Annotated in this window: 14 protein-coding genes; 7 read left to right on the top strand and 7 right to left on the bottom strand. The window is 53.2% G+C overall.

The genetic code is table 11. The features are described 5' to 3' along the window. The first annotated feature begins 329 nt into the window (after positions 1-329). Positions 330-518, top strand: coding sequence for a restriction endonuclease subunit S (locus BZG83_RS07905; RefSeq protein ID WP_077480021.1), 189 nt, complete (start codon positions 330-332; stop codon positions 516-518). Between the two features lie 178 nt (positions 519-696). Here the strand turns inward: BZG83_RS07905 and BZG83_RS07900 are convergent, their stop codons facing one another. Both BZG83_RS07900 and phhA read right to left on the bottom strand, forming a co-directional pair. After that, positions 697-1,038: a 4a-hydroxytetrahydrobiopterin dehydratase gene (locus tag BZG83_RS07900; RefSeq protein ID WP_069586485.1), complete on the bottom strand. Its 342-nt coding sequence runs from the start codon at positions 1,036-1,038 to the stop codon at positions 697-699. Further along, complete coding sequence (gene phhA, locus BZG83_RS07895; RefSeq protein ID WP_077480020.1) at positions 1,031-1,903, bottom strand: phenylalanine 4-monooxygenase; 873 nt, start codon at positions 1,901-1,903, stop codon at positions 1,031-1,033. Before phhA ends, BZG83_RS07900 begins: the two co-directional genes overlap by 8 nt. A 221-nt stretch (positions 1,904-2,124) precedes the next feature. On the opposite strand from phhA, the gene BZG83_RS07890 reads away from it, so the two are divergent. Next, positions 2,125-2,430 carry a DUF6482 family protein gene (locus tag BZG83_RS07890; protein WP_069586487.1) on the top strand — a complete coding sequence of 102 codons (306 nt, stop codon included), beginning with the start codon at positions 2,125-2,127 and terminating at the stop codon, positions 2,428-2,430. Positions 2,431-2,447: 17 nt separating this feature from the next. Here BZG83_RS07890 and BZG83_RS07885 read toward each other — a convergent pair whose 3' ends face one another. The 4 genes from BZG83_RS07885 to BZG83_RS07870 all read right to left on the bottom strand — a co-directional run bounded on the left by BZG83_RS07885 (position 2,448) and on the right by BZG83_RS07870 (position 6,873). Beyond that, positions 2,448-3,182 carry an SDR family NAD(P)-dependent oxidoreductase gene (locus BZG83_RS07885; RefSeq protein ID WP_077480019.1) on the bottom strand — a complete coding sequence of 245 codons (735 nt, stop codon included), beginning with the start codon at positions 3,180-3,182 and terminating at the stop codon, positions 2,448-2,450. Between the two features lie 87 nt (positions 3,183-3,269). Further along, the gene (gene fhuB, locus BZG83_RS07880; protein WP_077480018.1) at positions 3,270-5,237 is read right to left on the bottom strand and encodes a Fe(3+)-hydroxamate ABC transporter permease FhuB; all 1,968 of its coding nucleotides are present in this window, start codon (positions 5,235-5,237) and stop codon (positions 3,270-3,272) included. Beyond that, on the bottom strand, positions 5,234-6,097 hold the full coding sequence (locus BZG83_RS07875; RefSeq protein ID WP_077480017.1) for an iron-siderophore ABC transporter substrate-binding protein: 864 nt from the start codon (positions 6,095-6,097) through the stop codon (positions 5,234-5,236). The genes fhuB and BZG83_RS07875 overlap by 4 nt, the downstream gene beginning before the upstream one ends. Beyond that, positions 6,094-6,873 (bottom strand): ABC transporter ATP-binding protein, encoded by a 780-nt coding sequence (locus BZG83_RS07870; protein WP_077480016.1) that lies wholly within the window; start codon positions 6,871-6,873, stop codon positions 6,094-6,096. The genes BZG83_RS07875 and BZG83_RS07870 overlap by 4 nt, the downstream gene beginning before the upstream one ends. A 239-nt stretch (positions 6,874-7,112) precedes the next feature. Here BZG83_RS07870 and BZG83_RS07865 point away from each other — a divergent pair, with 239 nt between their 5' ends. Both BZG83_RS07865 and BZG83_RS07860 read left to right on the top strand, forming a co-directional pair. Further along, a complete protein-coding gene (locus tag BZG83_RS07865) occupies positions 7,113-8,669 on the top strand; it encodes an FAD-binding domain-containing protein (RefSeq protein WP_077480015.1) in 1,557 nt (518 codons plus the stop codon). Then, the gene (locus tag BZG83_RS07860; protein WP_077458369.1) at positions 8,659-8,820 is read left to right on the top strand and encodes a DUF2256 domain-containing protein; all 162 of its coding nucleotides are present in this window, start codon (positions 8,659-8,661) and stop codon (positions 8,818-8,820) included. The genes BZG83_RS07865 and BZG83_RS07860 overlap by 11 nt, the downstream gene beginning before the upstream one ends. Here the strand turns inward: BZG83_RS07860 and BZG83_RS07855 are convergent. Continuing rightward, complete coding sequence (locus BZG83_RS07855) at positions 8,756-9,688, bottom strand: LysR family transcriptional regulator (protein WP_077480014.1); 933 nt, start codon at positions 9,686-9,688, stop codon at positions 8,756-8,758. The two genes, BZG83_RS07860 and BZG83_RS07855, sit on opposite strands and share 65 nt — an antisense overlap. 99 nt (positions 9,689-9,787) lie before the next feature. On the opposite strand from BZG83_RS07855, the gene BZG83_RS07850 reads away from it, so the two are divergent. The 3 genes from BZG83_RS07850 to BZG83_RS07840 form a co-directional block, all read left to right on the top strand. Then, complete coding sequence (locus BZG83_RS07850) at positions 9,788-11,155, top strand: NADH-quinone oxidoreductase subunit L (RefSeq protein WP_077480013.1); 1,368 nt, start codon at positions 9,788-9,790, stop codon at positions 11,153-11,155. After that, on the top strand, positions 11,155-13,602 hold the full coding sequence (locus BZG83_RS07845) for a DUF2309 domain-containing protein (RefSeq protein ID WP_077480012.1): 2,448 nt from the start codon (positions 11,155-11,157) through the stop codon (positions 13,600-13,602). Before BZG83_RS07850 ends, BZG83_RS07845 begins: the two co-directional genes overlap by 1 nt. Before the next feature lie 8 nt (positions 13,603-13,610). Next, the coding region (locus BZG83_RS07840; RefSeq protein WP_108744052.1) for an L-threonylcarbamoyladenylate synthase at positions 13,611-14,019 on the top strand (409 nt) is incomplete at its 3' end.

The following is a 14,019-nucleotide window of genomic DNA, read 5'->3' as shown; positions in this document are numbered from 1 at the left end:
AGGCTAGCGTCGTTTAACACAACCCCCTGCACGCCTTGTGCTCCTTCCATCCTATGCGCTTATACTAAAGTATGACAATAAAAACTTGTGACATATGCCAGACAGGCACTAAATAAATCAGAGTATTAGGCTAAGACTACTCCAAAACGTGTGCCAACAGGCGTTTAAAGAAATCGCGAGAGGGCATTATCTTCATGAACACTTTAGACGGTTAACTACGGCATAAAGTGACCATTATGCCAGCGAACAATCATCAATCAGGCACGCGATAAACCAAGATATGGTAGGCTTGTCAGTAAACTTTTTAATACCGTATGAGATGTAAACTTATGGACCCTTTACAGCATATTGCCGATGACGCGCCCGAGCATGAGCCGGACACCTTGCCATCGCTCGACGAACAAAAAGCGATTGTGGCAAAACTCAAAGCCCTTGAGGAGAAAGGTGAGCTCACTGACGAAATTCTCGCGCAGTATTTTGCCGTTAAGCAAAAAGACACAAGCGATGAAGAAGAGTAAGAACAACACGAAAACGTGACCGCGTCACTTTTAAAATTTATCTTCTTCTACGAAGAAAATGCCGAGGTATTATAATGAAAGGCATTAGCGGCGCAGGGTTGACACTTGCGTGGCTGGGATAGACAGAAGATTATCGACACTGATACGCCCCGAGATCACTCTCGGGGCTTTTTTTGGTTTACTCAGGGGCAATGCCGTCGGTTTTCGCCGCACAAATAAAATCATTTTTGTGCAGGCCTTTAATCTTATGCGACCACCAAGTCACGGTCACTTTACCCCACTCCAGCAAGATAGCCGGATGGTGGCCTTCTTGCTCAGCCAGCTCAGCCACTTGGTTGGCAAACGCCCACGCCAACTTGAAGTTGCGGAAGGTGAACTCACGTTCGAGCTGATCAATCCCATCTCGTGTTACTTTGCGCCACTGCGGAATGTCTTTAAGCAGCGCCGGCATTTCCTCAGCACTGACCAAAGGGGCATCAATATTACAGGCTTCACATTTCAACTCAGTTAGTTCAGACATGTTGCGTTTCCTTTTGCTGTTCTGTCTTTTTCGGTTTGGGCGGGAACAAAGGCGCATGAAGGCCTAGTTCCATGGCTTGATGCACATCAGCAATCAAATCACGTTGGCTGATGGCAAATAAATCGTCAATCGACTCAATGGTAAAGTAAATGGGTTGCATAATGTCAATCCGATATGGCGTGCGCATGACATCTATCACTTCTAAAGGCTTACGCACCGCTTTGTCGCTATTAAAGGCGTACTCGGTCTCCGCTGGCGAAGACAAGATCCCGCCGCCATAAATACTACGATTGCCTTGCGAGTCACTGAGTAAACCAAACTCAACCGTAAACCAATATAAGCGTGCAAGATAAACGCGCTCTTTGGGCGTGGCCTTTTGACCTAGCTGACCGTACATATGGGTAAACTCAGCGAACGCTGGGTGAGTCAGCATCGCACAGTGACCAAAAATCTCGTGAAAGTAATCCGGCTCTTGCAAATAATCGAAATCGTCTTTAGTGCGCAAAAACGTCGCCGCAGGGAATTTCTTATCCGCCAGCAAGGCGAAAAAATGGTCAAAATCGATCAATGCAGGCACAGGAGCCACTTGCCAACCTGTTTCTCGCATTAACACGGCATTCACATCTGGGATCTGTGGTACCGTGTCATGCGGCAAATCCAGCATTCGCAACCCGTCGAGATATTCCTGACATGCTTTGTCCTTGATACATGCAAGCTGCCGCGTAACTAGCTGGCGCCATACATCGTTTTCTTGTGCCGACCAGGCTACACGACCCAGCTCATCAACTGGTTTGGATTCGTATTTACTCTGTTTCACGTTCACCGCCTTGTGTCGTTGTCTGGCGTAAAAATCGCGCGTAAACAGCGGCCCTTAGCCTTACGCAATGTCTCCGTTACTCACAGATTACGTCGACTTTGCCGAGAAAATCATCTCTTCATCGCGGTTTTAATTTTACCTTTGCGTAACATTTATTTTACATTACACATCCGAAAGGCTGCTGCTTTAGCCAATGCTTCACCCTCGAGGGATCCGCGTGCTTGCATAGCTCGTAGTATCTTGAAAAGACCTGACTGCAAGGACGAGTGATGAATTTACAACTGAGCGAACTGATAAATTACGACAACATTGACAAGATTCAGATCCGTGGCATTGATGGCATGTTATATCAAGCTATCGCCTTTTTACGTCACGGCGATACGGTGGAGCAGAAGCTAATTTATCAAGGCGATAAACCCTATTTATCTCGCAGCTTGCTGGCGGTAAAAGATGATTTTGAATGGGTTAATGCCGCGCAATACGTGCTAGTCACTGACACGGCATATGATGAAATGATAGGGCTTGGCACGGAAAAGCCTTTGTCGACCCTCGAGCAGCCATTGCATTGGAAATAACGCAACAATGCCCCAACCTATGGGGCAATTTCTTCCCCGTCCCACGCAAACAATCGACCCGTATGACGACTGTCGAGGCCATCCAACACCGACAACAAATAGCCAGCCGATTGAGCCGGGCTGAATAACTTGCCTGGCTTAACATTGGCTTGGAATGGCGCGGATAAATGGCTATCGACCGTCCCCGGATGCAGGCCAACCACGGTTAATGATTTGTCTTGGCGGCCAAGCTCAATACTCATGCACTTGATCAACATGTTCACCGCCGCTTTACTTGCGCGATAGGCGTACCAACCGCCCGCACGGTTATCACTGATACTGCCCACGCGCGCCGATAAAATGGCAAGCTTCGCCTCGGCGTTGCGTTTCAATTTGGGCGCGAGGTGCTTGCTCAATAGCAGCGGCGCGACGGCGTTGACGTCAAAGAGCTGATGCATGGCCTCACTACTGCACGCCGCGAGCCGCTTTTCTGGGCTGACCGCATCGTCATGCAACATTCCCGAGGCAATGATCACCGCATCTAAGCTGTTGTCGTCGATGTGCTCGGCCGCTGCTTGGATTGATGCTTCATCGCAAATGTTTACCGCCACAGGCACCACCTTTTCACTTATTTCGGCAAGTGGCGCGGGGTGACGCCCTAGGGCGAAGACTTGCTGAATGGATGGCTTGTCGAGCAACGCGCGGCAAAAAGCTTCACCAATCGCGCCACCTGCGCCGACAACCGCCACTCGCTGCATGGAATCACTGTTCATTCTCTTGGCTCCTCAAACAAAAAGAGATGCAAACTGCATCTCTTTAGTTAGGGATGAGGCGATCCTGTCGATCACCGTGTGTTAAAACTATAGCTTACGCAGCACAACCATTAGGTAGAGCCCGCCAATCAAGGAGGCAATGATCCCTGCTGGCATTTCTTGCGGATATAACCATTGTCGTCCGAGCCAATCAGCAAACAGCATCAATCCCATGCCAATCAATCCGGCGGTGATCATATGCGCCCGAGCATTTTTCGCTCCCCAGCTACGCGCAATATGTGGCGCCATCAAGCCGACAAAACTGAGCGGCCCCACCACCAAGGTAGCACTGACGGTCATGACCGCGACGAGGGCCAGCAACAGCATGCGGGCACGCCCTACCTTAACCCCCAACGATTGAGCCGTTTCGCCACCGAGCGGCAAAATATCGAGCCAACGCTGGCACATTAATCCTAGCGCCACCAGCACGGCGGCAACCAAGGCCAGTGTGGTCACCGTACTGTCAGTCACATAGTAGGTTGAACCTGAAATCCACGCGAGCACTTGATATGCGCGAGGATCGCCACCTGCCATCAAAAAGCTTTGTACTGCTTGCATCAGAGCGGCTATGGCGACGCCTGTAAGCAATACCTTTTCTGGCTGAAAGCCGGTTTTGCGATTAAGCAGCACAATCAACGCCAAGGTTGCCCCCGCACCGATTAAGCCGCCGACATATAAGCTCAGCATAGATGCGCCCATGCCAGCAAAAATAGTGACAATCAGTCCCAGCGCCGTACCGGCACTGATCCCCATCACTTCAGGGCTCGCCATCGGGTTAGCACTTAAACGCTGAAGCACGGCACCCGCAACAGCAAGCACACCACCCGCCAATGCCGCGGCCAGCAACCGTGGCAAGCGCCATTCCAACAAAGACCAATCGCCGCTGAGCGCCAGCCACTGCCAGCCCTCACTTTGACGCGATACGGTGGCAAAAATCACCACACCCAACACCAGTAACATCAGCGTTCGGCCTAGTGGCCAATCCTGACGTGGTGCGGACGTACCGGCATGCATTTGTTGGCGTTGACGATTCCCCAGTGACACCCGTGGTAACAACCACAAAAGAAGAGGCGCTCCCAAGGCTGCCGTCGCCGCCCCCGTGGGCACCATCATAGCCCGGCGGCCGGGTAACAGCTGGACAGCCAAATCAGTAGCTGCCAATATCAAGGCACCTAAAATCATCGCTAGGCCCAATCGGGTGATGAGCTTGCGTGCGCCACATAAGCGCGCAATCGCGGGCGCGGCGAGACCGACAAAGCCAATCACGCCAATCAAGCTAACTACCCACGCGGTCAGTAGCACCGATAGCCCTAGAGCAATCACACGGATTTTCGCCAGTGATACGCCCAAGCTTTTCGCCCCTTCATCCGAAAGACTCAAGACGTTGAGCGGCTTTAATAAGGCAAGGATCAACACGACCGCCAATCCAACACGTGGCAATAAGGCTTGCACACTGTGCCAGTCGGTTTGCACCATCGAACCCGCGCCCCACACCATCATGCCGTGCAGCGCTTCTTGATTCATCAACAGCAGCACGGTGCTGAGCGCGCCGCAGTAAAGGTTTAAAATCAAACCCGCGATCACCACTACGGTGGGCGATAGGCCGCGTCGCCACGCTAGCGCAAATACCACCAACATGGTCAGCACCCCGCCAGACATCGCCACCATCGCGCTCGACCAAGTCAGTAGCCAAGGGGCATAAAGCGTCGCAAGCATCAGCGCCAAGCTAGCGCCATTCGCCACCCCCAGCGTCGAGGGCGAGGCCAAGGGGTTGCGCAACACTTGTTGCATCAAGGTACCGGCCAGCCCCAAACACGCCCCCGCCAGCAATGCGGTGACCAAGCGCGGSCACCAGGTTAAATGCATCACAACGCCAATCGACGCACTGTCATCCAGCGACCACAGCGACTGCCAGAGCATGGATGCATTCACATTCCACTGCCCCAACTGAGTGGAGGCGAGGCTTAACAGTGCCGCCAGTAACGCCAAGGGCACCCATAACAGGTTCAGTTTCATGCCTGCCCTCCTTGCTCGGTCAATGCCGCGGTCACAAGGCGGGCAAAACGTAACGCTGATGGAATCGCGCCAAAGCTCCATACAGGATCAATCATCAATGGCGTATGCCCCGTACGTTTAACCAAATATTGCCAAAACATATTGGTCTGAAGGGTTTGCTCGACGCCCGCGGGAAGTGGGCGCACAATCACTAGTTGCGCATCAAGGTCTAGCAGCTCGCGGGTGGAGACCATGCTAAACCCCCAACTGTTGGTGGTATTTTGCCACGCGTTGCTGAGCCCTAATTCACTGATTGCGGCGTGATACAAGCTGTTCGTCCCAAACACCCGCACATGGTTGGCGTCAAGGAATTGAATCATCAGAAGCGGTGGCTGTTCGCCGGGAATGGTATCGCGCAGGCCCGCTAATTGCTGTTTCGCATTGGCAATCAAGGTTTCACCGGCCTCAGGACGGTTGGCCTCACGTGCAATCTGCCGCGTCACGGTTTTGAGCGACGCCCAGCTTAGGCCACTTTCATACAGAGGAATTGAACTGACCGGCGCAATGGTGTTTAACTTGGGCTTCATTGCCTTAAAAATGGGCGAGATCAGAATTTTATCGGGGTGAAGCTCGGCCAAACGCTCCATGTTCGGCTGGGTGCGAAGCCCAATATCGACGGTTTTTTCTGGAATGGGCGGGGCTTTCACCCACGAATTGTAATCCGCCTTTTGCGCGACCGCGACGGGCGTCACTCCCAAGGCCAACAAGGTTTCAGTTTGGGTCCAATCCAGCGAGAGAATACGAGGTGACGCACTGACGTTCGCTGACATCATGGCCGCAGTCAGCCAGACCACAAGCGTCAAAAAAGAGGACTTGATCATACCGGCGATAACTCCCCCGGCATGGCAACCGCATAACCGGCGGTATGGTCGGCAATCGGCATCTCAATGCCATAAATCGATTTGAGGGCCGACTCTTGAAACACATCGCTAACCGCGCCTTGAGTCAGGACTTGCCCGCTGTGCAGCGCGACAATCTCATCACAAAAACGCGCCGCCATATTAATGTCGTGCACCACGATAATAATGGACTTATCCAGCTCTCGGCTGAGTTTGCGCACCAAGGTCATCACTTCAACTTGGTGGGCCACATCCAGTGCAGATAGCGGCTCATCGAGCAGCAAGTAACGCGTTTGCTGTGCCAGCAGCATCGCAATCCACAGCCGTTGGCGCTCGCCGCCCGATAAGGTATCGACCAAGCGCTCAGCATAATCTTGGGTACCAGTGAGCGCCATTGCCTCGTTAATCGCTTGGTGATCGGCTTTGGTCAACCGCCCCAGCAAACCATGCCAAGGATAGCGACCAAAACTGACCAACTCATACCCGGTCAAGTTGTCTGTTGCCGGTAAATGCTGTGGCAAATACGCCACCTCGCGCGCAAAGGCTTTTTCTGACCATTTCGACAAGGGCTTTTGGTCTAATGCGATCTGCCCGCTGCTGGTTGCCTGTTGCTGCGCTAACAACTTTATCAGCGTCGACTTACCCGAGCCATTGTGCCCGACCAACGCACAGATTTTTCCGGGCGTAAACGACAAGCTCACCTTATCGAGTAACACTTTTCCGTTGACGGCAAACGCAACGTCCTTTGCCTCTAACATATCTCGATCCTACTATTGCAAACACAAGCGCGTGGCACTTGCCCGTTATCTCTGAGAGCGCTAATTTTCCGATGCTTAAAAGGCAAATGCAAACCATTTTGATTTCGCTTTGTATGCTTAGCGCTTGTTAATGAGAGAAATTAGACCTCAACCAAGTCACTATTAGGGATCCAAGCGTCATTCAGCCTCGTACCGCCAAGGGTGAATAAAAGTTTGTTGTTACGACTGACGAGAGCCCTATGTCCGCGCCCATCAGCCTTGTATGGCTAAAACGCGATTTACGCCTGCGGGATCATGCCCCTTTACAAGCTGCCATTGCCGCGGGGCGTCCCTTGGTGATTTTGTACCTGTTTGAGCCACTGCTGCTTAACGATCCGCACCATAGCGAGCGCCACTGGCGATTTGTCTGGCAGTCGCTGTGCGATCTTAATCAGCAGCTGGCGCCGCTTGGCGGGCAGGTCACTATTTGCCAAGGTGACGCACTCGCCGTTTTCGACGCCATCCACCAGCAGCAGGCAATTGGCGCGGTGTACAGCCATCAAGAAATTGGCGTCGACGCGACATTTTCTCGAGATAAAGCGGTGGCGAAATGGCTAGCAAGCCATCAGATCCCTTGGCATGAATTTCCCACTGGGGCGGTGATCCGCGGCGCGAAAGATCGAGTTGATTGGGACGCAGAATGGCAAAAGGTGATGCGCGCCCCTCTTGCCGATCCCGATTGGCAACAAGCGCGCTGGCTAGACACATCACTCACGCTGCCCGCGCTCGATCACCACAATTGGGATTCTCCTGCGCCACGCTTTCAGCCCGGCGGCCCGAGTTGGGCGTATAAAACCTTACAGTCTTTTTTCCGCGAGCGCGGACAACGCTATCAACGTCACATCTCTAAACCGCTCGCCAGCCGCAAAAGCTGTACGCGGCTGTCACCCTATCTTGCATGGGGTAACATCAGCTTGCGCGAGATGTATCAAATCACCCTCCTCCATTGGCAGAAAAAGGGCTGGCGGCGAGCGCTGGTAGCTATGGTGTCGCGTTTGCATTGGCACTGTCATTTTATGCAGAAATTTGAAAGCGAGCACCACATGGAGCATCGGCCCGTCAATCGAGGCTACTTACATTTTGAGTACGCAAACGGTCCGCAGAGCGATGCGCACCTGCGCGCATGGCAACAAGGTAATACCGGTTATCCGCTCGTCGATGCTTGTATGCGTTGCCTACACGTCACTGGCTATATCAACTTTCGGATGCGGGCGATGCTGGTCAGCTTTTTAACCCACCATTTGTTGATTGATTGGCGCCGCGGTGTGCATCACCTCGCGCAGTTATTTCTCGATTTTGAGCCCGGTATTCATTACCCCCAATTTCAAATGCAAGCTGGCGTGACAGGCGCCAATACCTTGCGTATTTATAACCCAGTGAAACAATCGCAGGAGCAAGATCCCGAGGGGGCATTTATTCGTGAATGGTTGCCCGAGCTTTCTCCCTTGCCCGACAGTTTGATCCACACCCCATGGCAAATGACCGACATGGAAGCGATGATGTACGGGGTGGTGCTTGGCGAAGACTACCCGAAACCCATTGTCGATATCGAACAAACAGGCAAACGGGCGCGAGATATTTTATGGTCGTTTCGTCAACAAGACGCCGTTCGTATCGAGAAAGCACGGATCCTCGCCACCCATGTGCGYCCAGACAGCCCTGAGCGAACAAACAGCGCTGAGCACGCAAACAAGCGCACTCAAAAATCACGTTCGCCTGCTGCTCAATCTATTGGAGGCAACCCAGATGGCGCATAAAAAGCCACATCTTCCCAGCAAGGTATGTTTGACGTGCGAACGCCCGTTTACGTGGCGTAAAAAGTGGGCGCGCTGTTGGGACGAAGTTAGGTATTGCTCTGACCGTTGCCGTCGCGAAGGTCGTCGCCATGCGCGAGCGGCGACGCACTGAACGCATCTAACAGTGAATTCAATTTCGGATGTACCCACTGACGTTTAATTGATACCGCATAAAACGGCTCATACACACTCGGCAGTAAAGCGTAGCGGGTGAGCATGCCACTATCTAACTCATCGCGAACCACCACCTCGGGCATCACCGCTAACGCATCATTGTCTCGGGTTAATAGGCGCAGCATCGCCATATCATTGGCTTCTGCCATGATGTAAGGCTTGAGTTGATACTGGGCAGAGATGGCATCAAACCCTGAGCGAATCGGGTTATCGCCATAAGGTAACACCCACGCTTGATGCTGGTAGCTGGCGTCTAAGGTCGGCGACAAGGCTTTACCCGGCCAACCAATCACAGCTACCGGCTGGCGAGCCAATTGCTGATACTGCCAAATCTGTTTATTGGTACCCCGCACCGCAATATTGGTTAGCGCCAAATCTAACTGGTGATCAGACAGCGCATGGAGCAAGCCGGTTTGATCCATCGACTGCAACACGTAGCGGCACTCTCGTTGATTAACCAATGGCTGAATAAACTGCTCGATAAAATTCCGCGACATGGTGGATAAGGTGCCAATGCGARTCGTGGCACTGGACAGGGCCCCGCCGCTGGATAGCAACTGCTCGAGCTCTTCCCCTTGGCGGAATATCTCTTCGGCATAGTTCATCGCTTGATAGCCACTTTCGGTCAACGTCAACGTACGACCTTGGCGCTCAAACAATTGCACCTGCATCGCCTGTTCAAGCTGCTTGATTTGCGACGACAGCGCCGACTGCGAAATATGCAGCTGCCGGGCGGTCTGGGTCAGGTTCCCGTGACGCGCCACCTGCCAGAAATAATATAAATGATGGTAGTTGAGTCGGCTCATCGTTCTCTAAAACAGAATGAAAAATGATTTATTATGTATTTTACTTAACTGTAGTAAGTTTTCACAATGTATCTCATAACTATTGCTGTGAGGTAAGTCATGTTATCCCTATTTCTCGTCACCCCGCTCAAACTGGTGCTGCTCGCACTGGTTGCTCTTCTTGGCGGTGTTATCTGGCGATACAGTGCCACTGCGTTTGCAGGTGAAGCCGACAAACACCGTTTTCTTTCCTCTTTACTGCTCACCTTGTCGGCAGTCTTGTTGGTTTTAGTCAGCAATCACCTGTTGCTGTTTTGGCTCGCCTGGGTGGCGGTTAGCCTCTCATTGGGTCGCTTAATTCTTTTCTATCCGCATCGGCCTCGCGCCCAACTCGCGGCACACAAAAAAATGCTGCTCGCCCGCTTTAGCGAATTGCTACTCGGTGGCGCATTTTTACTGTTGTTTTTCCACTACCAAACCGCGCAGATTGACCAATTAATGTTTCAAGTCAGCCAGCAACCTCATACGCTGACTGTAAGCATCGCCGCCTTTATGTTGGTGGGCGTGGCGATTATCAAGTGCGCTCAACTACCCTYGCACGGCTGGCTCATTCAAGTGGTGGAAGCGCCAACACCTGTCTCTGCCTTGTTGCATGCTGGCATTGTGAACCTTGGCGGGATCTTATTGATGCTGTTCGCGCCAGTGCTCGCGGCGAGCCCCAGTGCCAGCTTGGCACTGCTGGTTATCGCGGGCGTCAGTACGCTGGTTGCTGGGCTGGTGAGCCTGACACGCGTGAGCATCAAGGTAAAACTGGCGTGGTCGACCGTCGCACAAATGGGGCTGATGTTGGTCGAAATCGCCCTAGGTCTTTACGAGTTGGCACTGCTGCACCTACTGGCGCACTCTTTCTACAAGGCGTTCTCTTTCCTCAACAGCGGCAATGGCGTGAATCATTGGCTCGCCACCCAACTGGCTGATGCCTCAGTCCCGCGTCGTAGCCATTGGCTTGCCGCGATGGCCACCGCCGCCGGTTTGATTGTCGCCGTGCATCTGAGTGTCGGTATTTTAAATAGCTTGGCCGCCGGCTGGTTGCTGTGGATGGCGATGACCATGCTGCTATTACCAGCCTTTACACGCCCAGGCGCTGCTCGCCCGACACGCGTACTGCTCAGTAGCGTGTTTGCGCTTGGCCTGCTCGGACTCTACGCCGCCATTAAACATAGCTTGATTGTGTTTGTCGCGGGCGGTAATGCCACCTACTTATTTGCCGATGCCTTTGCGCTGGTGCTGTTTATCGCGCTGTTTGCTCTGTCACTGGCGGTCCAGTACTGGCCTCACAAAGCGTGGGTGAATCGCCTATTTATTTGGCTGAACGCCGGCGCTTACCTTGATGAATGGGCGACGCGCCTAACACTCAAATGGTGGCCAAGTGCTTCTTTAATCCAACTACAAACGACCCAATGGCAACCGCATAAGGAGACGCGTTAATGATTGCGAAAACGCCCAATGTATCTGCATACCCTGAGTCCCTCGATGTGAGCGATTTTCGCGATGCCACACAGCAAGCAGTCGCCGCGATTGCGCCAAGCTGGCCGTTGGATCAAATGATTGCGGTGAACCCATGGTGGCCGCAACGCTTTACCCCCATTGAGCAAGTTTTTGCCGAACAAGCAGTGTTAAGCGGCCATTGTCCGTTAATGTCGTCGGCGTACTATCTGTCACATTGGCAATCGCCGATTAGTGAGGCACACCTTGCCGAGGCCATTTCAACCTCTGGCAGCGCATTGACGGCAAGTGATTGCCTGCGTGCGCTGCGTAGTCATAGCAGTGACCTCCCGCGTTGGAAGCCATTAGCTGAGTTGTGTGACCGCACTCGAGAAGCACAAGAAGGCTTATCGTGGCAGCAAGAAATCCAGCAGCAAGTGAGCCAGTTTCTCGCGCTCTATCACCAATACCCACAGCGCTTTGATGCTCAAGGCCAAGGCGGTGAGCACCTTTATCAATGCTGGTTGGATGTGGTGAGCCAAGATAAAGGCATTAAAACCCTCACTGGCGTGGATTTGCTTGCCGATTTCGCCGCACTACCCACCCAAATCGATGCATTGATCGCTGAAGCGGCCGACTTTTGGCAACCGACTCTTCACGACCAAGACGGTAACTTGGCCTATTGCCACGCGCTTATGCACGGTTTATCGGGTTGGGCAAGCTGGCAGGCTTGGTTAGATTGGCAGCAACAGCTCAGTGACAGTGAACAACAAGATCATGGCATGGGCCTATTCGCGATTTTACTCGCGTGGGATACAGTGCTGGCACGCTGGCTTGCTAAACATCGTGACGCAGCGTGGGCAAGCATTCGTCAGTCCATGCACCATCAAGCGGTGAATGTCCGCCATTGGTATCACCAAGCACAACAACAGCTCGCGCCCCTGTGGATTTGGCAACAAGCGCTGGAAATCAGTCAGCAGCGCCCTTGGGCACACGCCCTATCTGCGCAGGCCAGTGTCGACACGCTCGACACCTCCCCCACGCTTCAGGCTGTATTTTGTATCGATGTGCGCTCTGAGCCAATGCGTCGCGCATTAGAAGCGCAATCCGAACGGATTCAAACCCTTGGCTTTGCTGGCTTTTTTGGCTTGCCGATTGCATATCAGCCCACTGATAGCCATATTCATCGGCCACAACTGCCTGGTTTACTGGCGCCAGCGGTCACCGCCTCACAAACTCATGCTACCCCCGAACGCTGGTTGCGAATGACCAAGCTCGGCTGGCAGCGCAGCCTTGATGCGCCCGCTGCCAATTTAGGCATGGTCGAAGCCGGTGGCATGTTAAAGCTAGTGAGCTTGCTAAAACGCGCATTGCGCATTTCTGGCACCGAGAACCCGTTAAATCGACTCAGCCATACTGACAGTGATTGGGCGCTCACCCGTGACAATACACCGTTAACCGCAGCAGAAAAGGCCGAGCTAGGCGCTGGTATCTTGCGCGCAATGGGCATTGCTGATCAACTGGCCGATGCCGTCCTGTTGGTGGGTCATGGCAGTGAAACCTGTAACAACCCTCATGCTGCAGGGCTTGACTGTGGTGCCTGCGGCGGACAAACCGGCGAGGTAAATGTCCGCGTACTTGCACAGCTTCTTAACGATGCCGACGTACGTGATGCCATGGCACAGCAAGGCGTGACGATTCCCGCCAGCACCCGTTTTTATGCCGCCATGCACAACACTACCACCGACGCACTGGATGTCTTTCACGCTCCCGAGCATGCGCAATGGCAAACTTGGCTGGTCAACGCAAGCGAGCAAGCACGTGCTACCCGCGCCAGTCAGTTTGATCAGGCGCCTACCCAGCCATCCAAACTCAAACGCTTCTTTGGTACACGGGCCAAAGACTGGGCGCAAATGCGTCCTGAGTGGGGACTGTGTGACAACGCCGCGTTAATCGTTGGCCCGCGCACCCTGTCTCGACAGATTAATTTGCAAGGTCGCAGCTTTTTACACGACTACGACATGCACAAAGACCGTGACTTTAGCCAGCTTGAAACCATACTCACCGCGCCCATGGTGGTGACCAATTGGATCAATCTGCAGTACTTTGCTTCTGTCACCGCACCGGAAAAATTCGGCAGCGGCAACAAGCTGCTCCACAACATCGTGGGTGGCCACATTGGCGTATTTGAAGGGAATGGCGGCGACTTACGAATTGGCTTATCGCATCAATCAGTGCACGATGGCCGTCGATATCGCCACCAGCCAGTGCGATTAAGCGTATTTATCGCTGCCCCTCGGGAGGCAATTGATAGTATACTTGCACGCCATGACGATATAGCCGCGCTGGCGAATCACGGCTGGCTGTACTTGATGCAAATTGATGCGCAAGGTGCAGTATGGCAACGCGATCGCTCAGGTCAGTGGTATCACCTGAACGTAGCAAAATAAAACGGAGCATGTCGTTGAAAACGCAACTTCTCTCAGCGCAGTGTTCAACGGATCTAACACAAGCCGCCGAGCTGCTAAAAGCCGGCGAACAAGTCGCGGTGCCCACAGAAACCGTGTACGGTTTGGCAGCGGATGCCAGCAATCCAGACGCCGTCGCGGGCATTTTTACCGCTAAAGGGCGACCCGCCAATCATCCTTTGATTGTTCATCTCGGTGACGTCGCATCGATCACCGAGTGGGCAACGCAAATCCCGGATGARGCATATAAGCTGGCGAATGCCTTCTGGCCAGGGCCGATGACGCTGCTGCTGCCACGTGCCGAGCATGTTTCACCGGTAGTCACGGGTGGATTAGATACCATTGGGCTTCGCGTACCCGCGCAACCTGTGTTATTGGACCTGCTTACCACTCACCAAC

Source organism: Salinivibrio sp. PR919 (genome assembly GCF_001995355.1).
In the GTDB taxonomy this organism is placed as follows: domain Bacteria; phylum Pseudomonadota; class Gammaproteobacteria; order Enterobacterales; family Vibrionaceae; genus Salinivibrio; species Salinivibrio proteolyticus.
This window is presented reverse-complemented; position numbering and strand designations above follow the sequence as displayed.

Bases quoted from the DNA above. Each gene is read 5' to 3' on its own strand.
- BZG83_RS07905 (WP_077480021.1), top strand. From the start codon at position 330: ATGGACCCTTTACAGCATATTGCCGATGACGCGCCCGAGCATGAGCCG.
- BZG83_RS07900 (WP_069586485.1), bottom strand. From the start codon at position 1,038: ATGTCTGAACTAACTGAGTTGAAATGTGAAGCCTGTAATATTGATGCC.
- BZG83_RS07890 (WP_069586487.1), top strand. From the start codon at position 2,125: ATGAATTTACAACTGAGCGAACTGATAAATTACGACAACATTGACAAG.
- BZG83_RS07885 (WP_077480019.1), bottom strand. From the start codon at position 3,182: ATGAACAGTGATTCCATGCAGCGAGTGGCGGTTGTCGGCGCAGGTGGC.
- BZG83_RS07875 (WP_077480017.1), bottom strand. From the start codon at position 6,097: ATGATCAAGTCCTCTTTTTTGACGCTTGTGGTCTGGCTGACTGCGGCC.
- BZG83_RS07870 (WP_077480016.1), bottom strand. From the start codon at position 6,873: ATGTTAGAGGCAAAGGACGTTGCGTTTGCCGTCAACGGAAAAGTGTTA.
- BZG83_RS07860 (WP_077458369.1), top strand. From the start codon at position 8,659: ATGGCGCATAAAAAGCCACATCTTCCCAGCAAGGTATGTTTGACGTGC.
- BZG83_RS07845 (WP_077480012.1), top strand. From the start codon at position 11,155: ATGATTGCGAAAACGCCCAATGTATCTGCATACCCTGAGTCCCTCGAT.